Consider the following 16235-nt stretch of genomic DNA (forward strand, 5'->3'; position numbering starts at 1 on the left):
CCGCCTTTCACTACAATCTATTCTCTATAAAAATACAAAAGCAATTACTAAATCGTTTAATCTTGAAAAAATGAAAGTTACTACAGACAGCCCACTTCAATCACCATTCATCGCTAATCGTACAGTATCTCTCGCAATGATTACTTCTTCATTCGTTGGAATGACCATTACTTTCACAGGTGAATGCGGATAGGTGATAAACGCTTCTTTACCACGAACTTTATTTAGGTCTGGATCCATGTAGACCCCCATAAACTGAAGACCCTCTAAGACTTTGGCACGAATTACGTCACTGTTCTCTCCTATGCCAGCAGTGAAAATAATGGCATCAACCCCATTCATCCGCGCTGCGTACGAGCCTATATATTTGTGAATACGATTAGCAAAAACATCAAGAGCAAGTTGAGCTCTAGTATTTCCTTTTAATACTTCCACTTCAATGTCACGTAAATCACTTGAAAATCCAGAAACTCCTAACATCCCGGATTTTTTATTTAAAATATCCAATACTTCTTCCGCACTTTTATTAGTCTTTTCCATTAAAAATGGAATAAGTGCTGGATCTAAATTGCCTGACCGTGTGCCCATTGTAACCCCAGCTAAAGGTGTGAATCCCATCGATGTATCAATCGAATGACCCCCATCAATTGCGGCGATGCTAGCACCGTTTCCAAGGTGACAAGATATCAAACGAATCTTGTCTAATGGACGATTTAGTAACTCGGCTGCTCGTCCTGTTACATACTTATGCGAAGTACCGTGAAATCCATATTTTCGAATACCATATTTTTTATAGTATTCATATGGAATTGAATACAAAAACGAACTTTCGGGCATCGTTTGATGAAATGCCGTATCGAATACTGCGACAGATGGAACATTTGGTAAAGCTTTTTGAAATTCTTTGATTCCCGTAATATTAGCAGGATTATGAAGTGGTGCTAAATCAGAAAGTTTTTCAAATACTTTAAGTGATTCATCATCAATTAATACCGAATCACTATATTGTTCACCACCATGAACTACTCGATGCCCGATGCCATCAATGTCGTTAAGAGAAGTGACTGCTTTTTGTTCAACTAGATGATACAGGAGTTTTTGAACAGCTTCTTGATGATTGGTGATTTTTTCAACTAGTACTGCTTTTTCTCCGTTTGTCGTCATAGAAAAGACGGGTTCTTTTAACCCAATTCGCTCAATTAAACCTTTTGAAATGACAGCCTCTTCCGGCATTTTCAAAAGTTGAAACTTTAAAGAAGAACTTCCTGCATTGATTGCCAATATATTGACCATAAAAAACGCCCCTTCTCCATCTATACAGTTATTGTACAGGTGAAAAAAGAGGCGAACAACTTTCAATTCATATTTTCTTGACGCCATATATTTACTTTTTCAAAAAATAGAGACATGGCATGCTTATTTGACATATTAGGAACTTTTGCTAGTAATACTTCTTTTGGTTGTTTAAGTTCACTTGATTTTTTTTGTAGGATTAAAATACTTTTAGCATGACTTTCACTTTTAAATAAGTTTACTGGTAATTGAATAACAGCTTGAATCCATGCGTGATTAGAAAAATAAGTATGAAGTTCTTTTGCTTGCTGAGATTCAAATATCCCTTGAGGTACCAAGAATATTAAATATCCCCCTTTAACTGTATGACGCATTGACTGCTCAATCATTAGATGGTGAGCGAACGACAAGCCCTCTTTTGCTTTTAACTCGTATCCAGAGGCCGTTTTATCATCTGGGTAATGTCCCACTGGTAAATCGCTAATGACAACATCGACTGGATCTATAAGTAATGGTTGCAAAGCATCTTGTCGGTAAAGAGTCACTGGTTGTTGTAATAAGTCGCCTGTAGACGCTGCGAGTCTTATTAGCATATCATCGATTTCGACAGCTGAAGAAGAAGTAGCTTTCCCAGGTAAAAAGTTTAAAACAGTAAATAATAAGTTACCAGTTCCAACAGCAGGATCTAAGATTGAAAATTGTTGTTTATCCTTCGTTAATTGGTCAACGAAATAACCTACAAGTAGGCCTAGTGAATCTGGCGTCATTTGATGATGTGCTTGGACATGTTCTTTCATACCCTTTAATATTGCAAGTTGTATCGCTTTTCGGATATCTTCATTTTGTAAGTTTTGGATGTCAGGTTTAACATCTCCATCTAACCACATTTCTGTCGTTTCTAATACGCCTTCAATATATGTGAGATTTTCAGCCACTTGCATTTTTTTTGCATGTCCATCAATAAATACGAATAATTTTTCCATTGAACTGTCCATAAAGCTCTCCTTTAAGAGGTGGTTCAAAATGTTTTAGAATTTGAACACGCATTTTAAATGGGAAACCCACTCCAAAATCGAGTGGGTTTCTGTGATTATTTTTTTGCTACTTTTACAGCTTCAATTGCTTTTTCATAATCTGGGTGTTCTGTTGCTTCCGAAACATACTCTACATATGTCACTTTATCATTGCTATCAACTACAAAAACAGCACGAGCAAGTAAACGTAATTCTTTAATAGCTACTCCATATGCTTCACCAAATGATAAATCACGATGATCCGATAGTGTCTGTACTGCATCAATGCCAGCAGCTGCACACCAACGTTTTTGTGCGAATGGCAAATCATTTGAAACTGTTAAGATTACAACATCATCTCCAAGTTCAGCAGCACTTTCGTTGAATTTACGAGTTTGAGCGTCACATGTACCTGTATCTAATGAAGGTACCACACTAAATAATCTTATCTTTCCTTTTGAATCTTGTAATGTTACCGGGCTTAAGTCGTTAGCTAATACTGTAAAGTCTGGCGCAGTGTCACCAACTTTTACTTCATTACCGATTAATGTCATTGGATTGTTCTTAAATGTTATTTGTGCCATTATAACGCCTCCCTTTTCCTTATCTTACTAAAATGATCAAGGCTGTTGCAACTCACTTGATTCGGAAACTTGTTTATAAGATGGAATAATTTTCTTTTCATAAGCATGCTCATGAATTACCATGGTATCTGCGATAAAATCATGTAGCCCTTGTTTTTTAGGAGTGAAACCAATCACCCAATATAATGGCCATATAGTTGCTGAGAAAAACCGGCCAATCCATTCACGAAATAAGATTGTGACCCATGACGCTGTATCATTTTTTAATGAAATGACTTGTAATCCAAAAATCATTTTCCCAACAGTTTGATTTAAAAACTTTGTCATAAGTACGAAATATGCATAAAATAGGATTCCAGTTATAAAGCCTATGGGTGCATACCAAGTCGTCCCTTCCACATCCCATCCAAAGATGCGAAATAGTGGATAAACTATGATTGAAGAAATTGAAGAAATAACCAGTATATCAATTAAATATGCCCAGAAACGAATCCAAAATCCTGCAGGTTTTTGAGTGAATTGCTCTGTTTCAAACTTATTAGGTGATTTCTTTGTAGGAGTTTGTAATGCCGTATCTATTGGCGATTCAGGTTCAACGGTATCATGTCGATCAGTCAAATTAGTTCCTCCTCACTTCTCACCGTATAAGTACATCATACGAGGAGCATTATAGTCAGAAAGTAAACGACCAATTAATTGTGACTCTAAGTCCCCACCAAATAATGATTGTGTTTTCATTGAAAATAGGCTAGTTAAGTTTTGTGAATGCCCATATTCTATTACCTCAGCACCTGCTAAATCAAAGTCTGTACGAACTGCAGCAATAACATCATCTAGGTATCCAAAGTGATCTGCAAGCCCCGCTTCAATAGCCTGACGTCCATTCATAATCCGACCGTCAGCAACAGCTTTAACCTCAGCCTCTGTCATGCCACGTCCTTCTACAATAATGTCAACAAAAGTTTCATATGAATCATTTATCATCTCTTGTAACATCTCTCGTTCATCTTCTGTCATCTCACGGGTTGGACTCATTATGTCTTTATATGGACCAGTTTTAATAGTAACGAAATCCACTCCATACTCTTCAGCAAGTTCTCCATAATTGACACTTTCCATAATAACGCCAATTGAGCCTGTCAATGTTTCTTTATTCAGAAAAATCTTATCTGCAGGTGCTGAAATATAGTAGCCTCCTGAAGCAGCCATACTACCCATTGATACATAAAATGGCTTGTTTGCTTCTTCTTGAATTTCTATTATCTTATCGTAAATTTGTGCTGATTCTACAACTCCACCACCTGGTGAATTTACTTGTAAAACAACTGCTTTAATCGTATTGTCTTCTTTAATCATTTGTAATTGATCCATGAAAAACTGGTGATCATAGCCTACTGGTCCAAAAAACGAGGCAGCCCCACCTGTATTTTGAATCACTCCATCAACCGTTAAAATGGCAATTCGTTCTTCAGAATCTCCCAATTCCAGTACGGTTTCGTTGTAACCATTTTCTGGTAAAGATATGATTTCTTCAAATGCTGATGTAAAGTTGTTGCTTAACGCAAAAGAGGCCATATTAATCACGATAGATAATCCAAACAATAATACGGCAGCACCTAATGCAATCCAACGTTTTGTATTCATTTCGAAGTTCCTCCTTAATTAATCTAAACGTAAACGATAAAATTCCCATATGTTTTAGTACATGCTAAAATAACGACAAGTATTCACAGAAGGGTTGTGTCAATATTGTCCGAACGTACGAATATATTCATTTACACTAAACATGATGAAAGTTCTTTGCAGAAAAAACTGACTCTAAAAGAAATAATCTTAAAATATGGGTTTATCGCGGTTGACGATGACAAAAATGCAAACATAATCATTAGTCTTGGTGATGATGGAACATTTCTTCAAGCAATACGAAAGTCGAATTTCCGTCAAGATTGTTTATACGTTGGCATTTCTACTACAGGTTCACTTAGTATGTATTGTGATTTCCATTTTCATGACATGGAATCTATTGTAAAAGCCGTACAACATTCACAAATCGAAGTCCGTCGCTACCCTATCATACAAGTAATAGTCGATGATAATCCACCTTTTTATTGCTTAAATGAATTCAGTATTCGTTCAAATATCATTAAAACATTCGTATTAGAAGTGATAATTGATGGTTTGCATTTTGAAACATTCCGGGGAGATGGCATGATTATTTCAACTCCTACCGGAAGTACGGCTTATAATAAATCGGTAAACGGCGCTGTTGTTGATCCTCTACTTCCTTGTTTCCAAGTATCTGAACTCGCATCTGTTAATAACAACCAATACCGTACACTTGGCTCTTCATTCATTTTAAGTGGTCAACGTCAATTAACATTACGCTTAAATAAAGATGGAAATGACTTTCCAACGATGGGAATGGACAATGAATCATTAAGCATACAACACGTAGATACCGTCTATATTACGTTAAGTACTCACATCAAAACCGTAAAATTAAAAAATAATTCTTTTTGGGAAAAAGTAAAACGAACTTATTTATGAAACGAAAAGCGTAGTAGGCCATTCTAGCTCGTCACCTGCGCTGAAAGGATGAAAGGCGAACAATCCGCCTATCTGATCCCATGAAGGGGCCGTGATCTGGGTTTCGGAGCTAGAGCATATTAGACCAGTCTAGCTCATCACAGTTACTGGTATGATGAAGGCTGAACAATTCGCATTTCTTCCATCTTGATATGATGGCGATTGTGAACTTGGTGTTCAGAGCATAATATACTCTATTTCTGCAAAAGCTTCAGTTTTTCTAAATTGATCTTTTTTCCTCTAACTTCCATTACTTTAGATACGGTAAATAAAATTAGTGCTAGCCAAATTATTGAAAATGATAATAAATCTATAGCATTGAATGTTTCTCCATAGATGACAACACCTAAAAACAACATACTTGTAGGTGCAATATATTGTAAAAATCCAATCATATATAATGGAATTCTTTGTGCCCCATTTGCAAAAAGAAATAGTGGAACTGCTGTTGCTACACCTGTTAATACTAATAAAAGATCCGTTTGGGTTGTATCATGAAAAAAGATTGCACGATTTGTTACAAATAAATAAATATAGTAAATAAACGCAAATGGCACAATAAATAGTGTTTCAATGGTTAACCCACGAAGTGCATCTAACACAATGGTTTTTTTCAGTAGGCCATATACAGCAAAACTGATTGCAAGTGCAAAAGAAAGCCATGGGAACTGACCATAAGAAATAGTTAAAATAATAACACCAATTGCCGCTAATACAAAAGAAAGTTTTTGAGCAGGGGTTAGATGCTCCTTTAAGAAAAAAATACCAAGTAAGACTGAAAGTAATGGATTTATGTAATATCCTAAACTTGTTTGTACTAAATGATTGTTATTTACAGCCCAAATAAATAATAACCAATTGACTGATACTAATCCCGCTGCCAAAAATAAACTCCAAAAAGCTTTTTTATTTTTCCATAAAGCGTGAATATCTGATAGTAAAAGCTTACTTTTCTTCATGAATACTACAATAAGCAAAGTAAATAGAAATGCCCAAATTACTCGACTAGTTAATATTTCACTACTTGGAACATGCCCTAAAAATTTCCAATATACTGGTAAAACACCCCACATTAAGTATGCACTAACAGCCCAAATCACTCCTTGACGTTCTTTATCTTCCATTCTTTCACCTCATTTAAGTTGACTCCTGAAATACAACTTATTATAGAGCCCTTTAATTCGAAAGTAAATGGCATTGTTTATTTCTACCTTTAATAAAAAAGGGAAAACCGGCAGCTTTCGCTACCGGTTTTTATAAAAAACTATTTATTGTCTGTTCCCACCATTTAATTGTTGCTCTGCCATCTGCACTAGTCGCTTAGTAATTTCTCCGCCAACGGAACCGTTAGCACGCGATGTAGCATCAGGTCCAAGATTCACACCAAACTCTTGTGCAATTTCATACTTCATTTGATCTAAAGCTTGTCTTACACCAGGAACTACTAGTTGATTGTTATTTGAACTTTGATTTGCCATGTCTGTGTCACCTCCTTGTTGACTATAGAATGTGCCGACACGGAAAATTCATGCATTCAAATTTAAATGTAATTCATGGAAATTTTTTTTATAAAAAATCAACGAACTTATCTTCTTTCTTTTTAGGGAACATCATTACTTCACGTTCATTAACTGCTTGCGTAATCATTTCATCGAAAGTTTTAAAACTCTCATAAAACTCAACTTTTTCAAGCTTGGGTTTTGTTTTAGGACTCGATGATGTAAAAATCGTACAACAATCTTCATACGGGCGAATTGAAACCTCGTATGTATCAATTTCCTGAGCAAATTCAATAATATCTAACTTGTCATATGAAATGAGTGGACGTAATACCGGCGTATTCGTTACTGCATTAATTGCAGTCAAGCTTTCTAACGTTTGGCTAGCTACTTGTCCTAGACTTTCACCTGTAATAATAGCAAGAGCTTTTGTTTCTTCTCTAACTAAATCAGCAATTCTTAACATCATTCTGCGAGTTGTCGTCATTGATACATTATCAGGAATTTGTTTTTGAATTTCTTGTTGAATTGCAGTGAATGGGATTATGTGCAATTTAACTGATGCACCAAATCTACTTAGTTTATCAGACAAATCCATCACTTTTTCCTTTGAAAGTTCGCTTGTGAATGGAGGGCTATAAAAATGAATGGCATCCAATCTAACACCACGTTTCAACATTTGATATCCTGCAACAGGACTATCGATTCCCCCGGATAACATAAGAAGTGATTTGCCATTTGAGCCAATTGGTAATCCGCCAGCACCAGGTATGATTTGAGCTGTCATATAAACAGCTTCTCTTCTTACTTCTATACGTAAATCAATATCTGGTTTCTTCATTTGAACTTTAATTTCCGGGAATGAACTTAACACATAAGAGCCAACATATTCTTGTAGTTCATTTGTGCTCATTTCAAATGGTTTGTATGAGCGCTTTACCGTTACTTTAAATGTCTTGTCTGCCCGATCAAGTGATTTCATTACTTTTAGTGCGGTTTCTCTAATGTCTTCTAGCTCTAAACTGCAAGATGCTACAGGACTAAAAGATTGAATTCCAAAAATACGCGGCAATCGATCGATAATCTGATCCATAGTCTCTTTTTCATTGGGTCTAATGAACATACGATCGCGCTCGGTAATAATTTGAAATTTAGGTAAATCAGCGAATGCATACTTTATATTGTCACGAAGACGACCAGTAAATGCATTTCTATTTCTTCCTTTTGTAGATAATTCACCATAACGTACTAATATTTCTTTCCATTCCATTTTGATTTATTCTCCTTTTACTTGTTTCATAACTGCTGAAAATTGTTTCATGAAGTTGTCAATCTGTTGATCCGTATTACTTGTCCCTAAACTAATTCTAATGACACCTTTAGAATAATCATCAGATAAACCAATTGCTTCTATTACATGGCTAATTTTTGTTTGTTTTGAGGAACATGCACTTGAAGTTGATACAATGATTCCTTTTTCTTGTAAAGCATTTACTAATACCTCGCCTTTTAAATGGCGAACACTAACTGTTAAAATATGGACTGCTGCTTCTTCAGATGACAAGATTAGAACATCTTTAAATTCTTTCATAAAACTTCTCAACTTCGTATTCCATTGAACATACTTTGAATGCATGTTGGATTGGTTTTCAAAAGCAAGTCTCATGGCTTTTGAAAACGCCACAGCCTGCGCTACAGGTACTGTCCCACTTCTCAACCCAAACTCCTGACCACCACCAACAATTGTCGGTTCAAATGATACATTCCCTTTCCAAGCGACAATTCCAGTTCCCTTTAAACCATTAAATTTATGACCAGATAACGTCAATACATCAGCACCTAAAGCAGGAAATGACACTGGATATTTTCCAAAACTTTGAACAGCATCAACATGGAACATAGCACGACTATTGAGGTGAATGGTATTAGCTAGATCTTGAATTGGTTGAATGCAACCTAATTCATTATTAATATGCATAATACTGACTAGAATCGTGTCCTTACGTAAACTTGATGTAACATCATCAACTGAAATCAAACCTTTTTTATTGACGGGCAAAATGTCAACTTCAAATCCTAGTCTCTCCAATTGTTTCATCGTTTCTAACACTGAAGGATGTTCTATATTGGATGTAATAATATGTTTGCCACGACCTTGCAAATTTTTGGCAAGTCCATGAATAGCCAAATGATTTGATTCTGTTCCACCCGATGTGAAAATAACTTTTTGTTCATCAGTAGTAAGCATTTCAGCTACTTGCTTTCTTGCACGTGATAAAAGTGTGTTTGCATCCACTCCTAATTCATGAAGTGATGCAGGATTCGCATAAAATTCTTGATTCACCTTAACAAATGTATCAAGAACTTCTTTATGTGGTTTTGTAGTAGCACTATGATCGAAATAATCCACTAAATTGTACTCCTTTTTATTAGAAAACCACCAGCACGTTTTGTGTGGTGGTTTCAATTGCCCTTATTATGAACGCCATATATCCTCTTTTACAAGTACTTCGATTCGTTTCATCGCTCCTGGTTCTATTTCTTCAACAGCTATTGCTGCATCTTCTAGAGCCTTACTATAACGTAGTTGACGGAATGCTACTTCCGCTTCGTCCAAACGTTTACTAATGTGGGGATGACTAGCTCGGTATCGATTTCCATATTGGATAATACGTTCAATCAATAAGACGTTTTCGAGCATTTCTTTTGATTTTGTATGTACTTCTTGAATACATTTATCGGTTTTGGCTAAATATGTATCCACCAATTTCATGTTAAGAGGTACTTCTTGCAAGCTTTGCATAACTAAATAAATATGTTCTTCTGCCTCTTCTAAGCGAACATCCATTTCTTCAGGAATACCAGGTGTATTGGCTTTTTGTAACATACGATCTGTTTTATGCAATAACCTCTTTAATTCATCTAATTTTGCCCGTGCACGATTTTCATCGATACGTAAACTCTTTAAGTTATTAGAAAATTGATTTTGTTCCTCATACAGGACTTCTAAATCAGTTGAAATTAGTGTAAGTTCTTCTTGTAAACTTGAATAGGCTAGTTGATCTTCACTGGCACGTTGTGCAAGTAAATCGTAACGTTTTTGTAAGGTTTCGATTTGTTTTAGACACACTAGAGGAATTTCTGCTTCTTTTTCAGATATACGATAGCTTTGTTGTACATGTGCAGCTTCATCACTAGTTTGACGAGTGATACTAGTAACCTCTACCAACCGAAGTTCAGTAGGCTGACGTTTATGATCAACAAACCGTTTAGCCATTACTTCTTTTTCCAACATGTCATAAAACATTTCAATTTTATCTTTCATTTCTTCGACTTGTGTTTTGACGTTTGTAATTTCAAGCTGAATAATGGATTCCTTCATAATTACCAGTTCTTCTTCCATAACATTCAATTGTTCTGTCATTTCAAGATGTTCCAGATAATACGATTTCTCTTCCATTTCCCGTTGTCCATTACGCAAATCGTAAATGCTAGCTGGAATCTTATTTTGAACATCTGTTAATAAAGAAGGAATATCGCTTAACAATGCAAATACATACAAAGCATCTTCATTTAGTCCGATTACAATTTCACGTGCTTGTAAATAGTTTCCATCATCAGTTAACTGGTCATATTCATCGAATTTCGGGATAAATTGTTCTAACTTTTTCTCAAGTGGCCCAGCAGTTGCTCCATATGAGTGAAGATGAGCAAGTAATGTCTTACGAGCTGCACGGTACTGTTCTTTTAACTGATCCATTTCAATACGGTTTTTTTCTTCACTACCTATTAATCGATCAAGCTCTACCAAAATAAGCGACATTTGTTCGTCAGTTTCTTTAATGCGTATTTGAATTTCTTGTTCTATTGCTTTAGCCTGTTTAAATCGAAACTTATCTATACAATCTTCTGCATCAAAAAGTAAAGAATCTATTTTAGGCATATGGACATCCATAACTTGTGTCCAACTGTTACGCCAACTCTCGAACATTTCTTCAGTTTGTCCATTCATGTTGAGTTGTTTTACCTTCGTCATTTCTTCTAATATAGGTTTGTTTTGAATTTGATGTTTTTCATTTTCTAGTCTTTCAATTTCATTAGTATGTTTTCGACGGACCATATATCCGAGTACTAGTAATACAATTAGTACGATGATTGCAATGATGATATACTTCATCGTAAGCCCCCTTGTTCCAAAAATCACAGTTCTATTCCACTCTATATGTAATCTTACCATGAAACAATTTAAATATGTTGACGAAAATAGAAGAATTTTGCTGAATTTATGTAAAATGTTTATTTATACAATGAAGGAGTTTGTTATTTATGAAAAGAGATGCTCATATTCACAGTCCTTATTGTCCACATGGCACGAAGGATTCGTTTGAATTATACATAGAAAAAGCAATACAAAACGGTTTTACCGATATTTCGTTTACTGAACATGCCCCTGCACCACATGGATTTATTGATTCAGTTCCAACTCAAGATAGTTTTTTAAATCGAAATTCTCTCGAGCCTTATATTTTTGAATTGCAGAAACTTAAAAAAATGTATGCCAAAGATATCACGATTAAAATTGGGTTGGAATTTGATTTTATTGAAGGCTATGAAAAAGAGATCACTCAATTATTAAATGATATTGGTCCTACATTAGATGATTCAATTTTATCTGTACATTTCCTGCTTAATGAAAAAAGTTATACATGCATTGATTTCTCATCTCATGTATTTTTAGATTTTGCTGAGCAACTCGGCTCTATTGAAAACGTATACTCTCTTTATTATAAAACAGTTCAAAATTCAATTTCAGCCGAACTCGGGGCCTTTAAACCAAAACGAATTGGCCATCCATCGTTAATCCATAAATTTCGATATGCACATGATACATTAGTGGATGATCACGAAATGATAGTTAAGACGTTGCAACTAATGAAAGAATATAACTATGAACTTGATGTTAATAGTGCCGGTCTAGCCAAACAATATTGCTTAGAACCTTATCCACCTCAAGCTTATATTACACTAGCAAAAGAAATGGGTATTCCACTTGTTTTTGGATCGGATGCACACAGAGCAGAAGACTTGCATCAATATTATAAGCAAGTTTATAATAATTCATAAGTGAGTCAATTTCATAAAAAAATTTAGTAACAATATCAGAACAAAGTTGATTTCCGCTCCATGCGGACGCTTTCCGTGGGGCACGGCTTCGGGCCAACAGGATGTTGGTCACGAAGACGTTGCCACACTACGTGGCGTTCTTAGTCTTCGTTCCATCTGCTGTTCCTGCGGGGCTTTCAGCTCGTGCTGTTCCCACTGGAGTCGCCGCATTGCGCTACAATCAAAAGATACCTGTCTAAAATTAACGGATAATTAGTATAAAAACCAATTAAGTGTTCGTGTTTATTATCGAATTGAAGAGTTATGAAATTGACTCAAGTTTCAAAAAAATACGAGGTGACATCATGTTTGCAAAATCAACTTATGCTGGGAATACTCAACAACAATATGAATTGTTAGCAAAACAATTGGATGCTTTATTAGCAGGCGAGCCAAATGTGATGGCCAATTTAAGCAATGCATCCTCCTTATTAAATCAATTTTTTGATCGTATTAATTGGGTAGGATTTTATATGATGGATGAAAAAGAACTTGTTTTAGGACCTTTTCAAGGATTGCCAGCTTGTGTGCGAATTCCTGTAGGCCGAGGTGTTTGTGGATCAGCTGTTGAGAAAAAAGAAACATTGATTGTGCCGGATGTACATGCTTTTCCTGGCCATATCGCATGTGATGCTGCTTCTCAATCTGAAATTGTCGTGCCTTTAATCAAAAATGGTGTTGTTATTGGAGTACTTGATATTGATAGTCCTGAAAAAGACCGTTTCCAAGAAGAGGACAAATTAGGTCTAGAGCATTTTGTTTCTACATTATTAAAACACATTTAAAAAGACAAGGTGGTTTACTTAACCGCCTTGTCTTTTTTTATATTAGCTATCTAAATATTTTTATACATGGTCTTTGCAAAGTGTGTTTCTACTTTTGTAAACGCTTGTTTTAAATCTGCTATTAAATCATCCGGATGTTCAAGTCCTGAAGATAAACGAAGCAAAGAATTTGTAATTCCCATTTTTTCACGTTCTGATTCAGGAATTACAGAATGTGTCATTGATGCAGGATGTTGAATGAGTGTTTCAGCATCACCCAAACTAACTGCAATTTTGATTAGTTGCAGAGCATTCATAAAATATTGTGCCATTTCTTTACCGCCTTGGATTTCAAATGAAATAAGTCCCCCACCTGCTTTCATTTGTTTTTTGGCAATTTCATATTGGGGGTGTGATGGATCAAATGGATAGAAAATATTCTTTACCAGTGATGAAGATTGTAGATATGTCACAAGTTTTTGAGCATTTTCGGAATGTCGATCCATTCGGACATGCAGGGTTTTCATTCCTCTTATAATCAACCACGCATCAAATGGTGACATGATTCCACCGACATCTTTTTGAACGGTCATACGAAGATTCATCATATCCTCCGCATCTTGACCTACTAATAAACCAGCAACCACATCACCATGACCATTTATATACTTTGTTGCGCTGTGCAATACATAATCAGCGCCAAAGTCTAGTGGATTCTGTAGATATGGTGAAGAAAATGTATTATCTACAATAATTTTCAATCCATGTTTTTGGGCAACTTTATAAACAAGTTCTAAATCCACAATTTCCATTGTAGGGTTAATTGGTGTTTCTACATATATACAGACTGTTTCAGGTCGGATTGATGCCTCCATCTCTTGTTCAGTTGACATGGCGTTAAAACTATGAGTGATGTTGTACTTTTCTTGCATCATTTCAAGTAAACCAAATGTACAGCCGTAGATACCTCTAGAACAAAGTATATGATCTCCTGTTTTGGTCAAATGAATAAGAATCGCACTAACCGCAGCCATCCCTGACCCAAACGCTAGGGCACTTTGCCCATTTTCAAGTTCTGCAATACGCTCCTCTAAGACTCGAACAGTCGGATTTCCAAGTCGGGAATAGATATTACCTGATTCTTCTCCGGCAAAACGTCGTTCTCCTTGTTCAGCAGTGTCAAAAGCAAATGTAGAGGTTTGATATAACGGAATAGATAAACTTCCATGATGCTGTGAAGAGTCATATCCTTTATGAACAACTACAGTTTCTTTTTTACTATATTTATTCTCCATATTAAGCCCTCACTTCCATGTAATCGCTTTCATTCACTTCTATATTACTCTATTCATTGTTTATTAGAAAGGTAAAACTCCCCTTTTTTCAATTTCTCATGTGTTCATCTTGACACGTAGTGTTTAAGTCGATACAATGAAGGATGTGTAAAATAAAAGCAGCAGTTGTATGGTCTTATTTGTTTCATTTTATTCCTCCAATGATTTTGGATGGGGTATCGTGTAACCCTTGGGCTGCGAGGGCGAAGGTACATGAAAATAAAATGTCAGTTTGATTGGTACATCTGGTCTTATTTTACAACAAAATAAAACCACTAAAAGGAGGACATTCACATGTCTCGTTATACAGGTCCAGCATGGAAACTGTCTCGTCGTCTTGGTCTATCACTAAGCGGCACAGGTAAAGAATTAGAAAAACGTCCTTATGCACCAGGACAACACGGTCAAAACCAACGTAAGAAAATCTCGGAATACGGTTTACAATTACAAGAGAAGCAAAAGCTTCGTCACATGTATGGTGTAAATGAACGTCAATTCCGTACACTATTTGATAAAGCTTCTAAATTGCCTGGTAAATCTGGTGAGAACTTCATGATTCTTCTTGATACTCGCCTTGATAACATTGTTTACCGTTTAGGTTTAGCACGCACACGTCGTGGAGCTCGTCAATTAGTAAACCACGGTCACGTTATGGTTGATGGAAAACGCGTTGACATTCCTTCTTACCGTCTTAAAGCAGGACAAGAGATTTCACTTCGTGAAAAATCTCAAAATCTTGATATCGTTAATGAGTCTATGGAAATAAGCAACTTTGTTCCTGAATACTTATCTTTCGATGCAGACAAAAAAGTTGGAACATTCATCAGACTTCCTGAACGCGGAGAATTATCTGCTGATATTAACGAATCATTAATCGTTGAGTACTACTCACGTTAATCTCGTTACTCTGCAAATAATGTTATAAGAAACCTTCAAAACCTTCATAAAACAGGGTTTTGGGGGTTTTTTCTGTAATGTAGGATCAACCATTCATCTTACGATAACTATAAATGAAGGTCTATATTTAGAAATGTGTAGGTAATTTGAAGCTGCTCTATACAAGCATTTCTTGGGAGTTACTTTCTATTTTATGTGTTTTCTATTGGATTTACTTGACGCGTATTGATACAATTTCAATGAGTATGCTGATTAATTCCCTGTTTTTATATCCCTTTTCTAAAATATTTCACACCACGATTAATCGGCTGGATTATTTTCACAAATACTTCCAAAACCACTTGCATCAAATCCACCACTAATTTTTCCCCAACCTGCTATTAGCCATTAGAATCCAAGATATACACGAAATACAGTTGATGAATAAGAAGGAAATGTATTTTCCCTTAAACTTTCACAAACATATAAACTCCTCCCTTATGCACTTTCGCTTAAGATTTTTACAAACATAAAAAGAAGTAACCCAAAACCATACAGTTAATGAATAAGAAGCAATTACATTTTCTCTTAAAAACTCTACAAACATAAAATACCTCCTTTAATAATAATTGTGAGAAAAAACTTGAACTTGTTTCTTTATAGAAAAAAAGTTTCCTAAATGCAACTATAACTTAACATATGTATTTTCTATAGAGAATTCTACAAACATTAAATACTTCCTAAGTTGAAGGTAGTAAACAAATGAACTTGTTTGTATGAGGAATGCAAGTTAAAAGATGCCTCTGACATTCTTGTTTGTTTCAAAAAATGTTACAAACCAAATGAATCAAGACTTAATTTTTATCTCTCATATTATATATTATGAAGAATTGGAGGTGATAAAAAATGAGTAAGAATTATTTACGCTGGTCCGAGATTTCTTATGCAGGAGAAAGGAAACCACCAATTGATTCAGTCACCCCATTGGCAGGATCTTGGCCCCTTTTTTATATTAAGCGAGATAAAGATGGAAACTTCCTTGATCCAAATGGTGGAAAAATGCGACTGCCTATAACACATCCCAGCCGAATTGATTTTGATAACCCGACTTTCGGCTTGAGTG

Annotated in this window: 15 protein-coding genes and 1 pseudogene; 5 read left to right on the plus strand and 11 right to left on the minus strand. The window is 35.5% G+C overall.

The window, feature by feature from the left end:
* Positions 1 to 96: 96 nt before the first annotated feature.
* The 5 genes from B371_RS0108550 to sppA all read right to left on the minus strand — a co-directional run bounded on the left by B371_RS0108550 (position 97) and on the right by sppA (position 4534).
* Positions 97 to 1293 (minus strand): acetate kinase, encoded by a 1197-nt coding sequence (locus tag B371_RS0108550; protein ID WP_019413895.1) that lies wholly within the window; start codon positions 1291 to 1293, stop codon positions 97 to 99.
* A 62-nt stretch (positions 1294 to 1355) separates the two neighbouring features.
* A complete protein-coding gene (locus tag B371_RS0108555; RefSeq protein WP_019413896.1) occupies positions 1356 to 2288 on the minus strand; it encodes a class I SAM-dependent methyltransferase in 933 nt (310 codons plus the stop codon).
* Between the two features lie 95 nt (positions 2289 to 2383).
* Positions 2384 to 2890: a thiol peroxidase gene (gene tpx / locus B371_RS0108560; protein ID WP_019413897.1), complete on the minus strand. Its 507-nt coding sequence runs from the start codon at positions 2888 to 2890 to the stop codon at positions 2384 to 2386.
* A 36-nt stretch (positions 2891 to 2926) separates the two neighbouring features.
* Positions 2927 to 3508 (minus strand): RDD family protein, encoded by a 582-nt coding sequence (locus B371_RS0108565; protein WP_019413898.1) that lies wholly within the window; start codon positions 3506 to 3508, stop codon positions 2927 to 2929.
* Positions 3509 to 3520: 12 nt separating this feature from the next.
* Positions 3521 to 4534: a signal peptide peptidase SppA gene (gene sppA / locus B371_RS0108570; RefSeq protein WP_019413899.1), complete on the minus strand. Its 1014-nt coding sequence runs from the start codon at positions 4532 to 4534 to the stop codon at positions 3521 to 3523.
* A 105-nt stretch (positions 4535 to 4639) separates the two neighbouring features.
* On the opposite strand from sppA, the gene B371_RS0108575 reads away from it, so the two are divergent.
* Positions 4640 to 5437 carry an NAD kinase gene (locus tag B371_RS0108575; protein WP_019413900.1) on the plus strand — a complete coding sequence of 266 codons (798 nt, stop codon included), beginning with the start codon at positions 4640 to 4642 and terminating at the stop codon, positions 5435 to 5437.
* A 233-nt stretch (positions 5438 to 5670) separates the two neighbouring features.
* On the opposite strand, the gene rarD is transcribed toward B371_RS0108575, so the two are convergent.
* The 5 genes from rarD to ezrA all read right to left on the minus strand — a co-directional run bounded on the left by rarD (position 5671) and on the right by ezrA (position 11152).
* A complete protein-coding gene (gene rarD, locus B371_RS0108580; protein WP_019413901.1) occupies positions 5671 to 6600 on the minus strand; it encodes an EamA family transporter RarD in 930 nt (309 codons plus the stop codon).
* 144 nt (positions 6601 to 6744) lie between these two features.
* Complete coding sequence (locus tag B371_RS0108585) at positions 6745 to 6954, minus strand: alpha/beta-type small acid-soluble spore protein (protein ID WP_019413902.1); 210 nt, start codon at positions 6952 to 6954, stop codon at positions 6745 to 6747.
* 88 nt (positions 6955 to 7042) lie between these two features.
* Positions 7043 to 8245 (minus strand): tRNA uracil 4-sulfurtransferase ThiI, encoded by a 1203-nt coding sequence (gene thiI, locus B371_RS0108590; RefSeq protein ID WP_019413903.1) that lies wholly within the window; start codon positions 8243 to 8245, stop codon positions 7043 to 7045.
* Positions 8246 to 8251: 6 nt separating this feature from the next.
* Positions 8252 to 9385, minus strand: a complete 1134-nt coding sequence (locus B371_RS0108595; protein WP_019413904.1) for a cysteine desulfurase family protein — start codon at positions 9383 to 9385, stop codon at positions 8252 to 8254.
* Between the two features lie 66 nt (positions 9386 to 9451).
* On the minus strand, positions 9452 to 11152 hold the full coding sequence (ezrA, locus tag B371_RS0108600) for a septation ring formation regulator EzrA (protein WP_019413905.1): 1701 nt from the start codon (positions 11150 to 11152) through the stop codon (positions 9452 to 9454).
* Between the two features lie 149 nt (positions 11153 to 11301).
* On the opposite strand from ezrA, the gene hisJ reads away from it, so the two are divergent.
* Both hisJ and B371_RS0108610 read left to right on the plus strand, forming a co-directional pair.
* Positions 11302 to 12099 (plus strand): histidinol-phosphatase HisJ, encoded by a 798-nt coding sequence (gene hisJ, locus B371_RS0108605; RefSeq protein ID WP_019413906.1) that lies wholly within the window; start codon positions 11302 to 11304, stop codon positions 12097 to 12099.
* Between the two features lie 344 nt (positions 12100 to 12443).
* Positions 12444 to 12923 carry a GAF domain-containing protein gene (locus tag B371_RS0108610; protein ID WP_019413907.1) on the plus strand — a complete coding sequence of 160 codons (480 nt, stop codon included), beginning with the start codon at positions 12444 to 12446 and terminating at the stop codon, positions 12921 to 12923.
* 50 nt (positions 12924 to 12973) lie between these two features.
* Here B371_RS0108610 and megL read toward each other — a convergent pair whose 3' ends face one another.
* Positions 12974 to 14197, minus strand: a complete 1224-nt coding sequence (megL, locus tag B371_RS0108615) for a methionine gamma-lyase (protein WP_019413908.1) — start codon at positions 14195 to 14197, stop codon at positions 12974 to 12976.
* 333 nt (positions 14198 to 14530) lie between these two features.
* On the opposite strand from megL, the gene rpsD reads away from it, so the two are divergent.
* Positions 14531 to 15133 (plus strand): 30S ribosomal protein S4, encoded by a 603-nt coding sequence (rpsD, locus tag B371_RS0108620; RefSeq protein ID WP_019413909.1) that lies wholly within the window; start codon positions 14531 to 14533, stop codon positions 15131 to 15133.
* An 885-nt stretch (positions 15134 to 16018) separates the two neighbouring features.
* Positions 16019 to 16235, plus strand: a pseudogene (locus B371_RS21550) (chloroperoxidase); the annotation flags it as partial.

The sequence above is a fragment of the Paenisporosarcina sp. TG20 genome, assembly GCF_000286315.1.
Lineage (GTDB): Bacteria > Bacillota > Bacilli > Bacillales_A > Planococcaceae > Paenisporosarcina.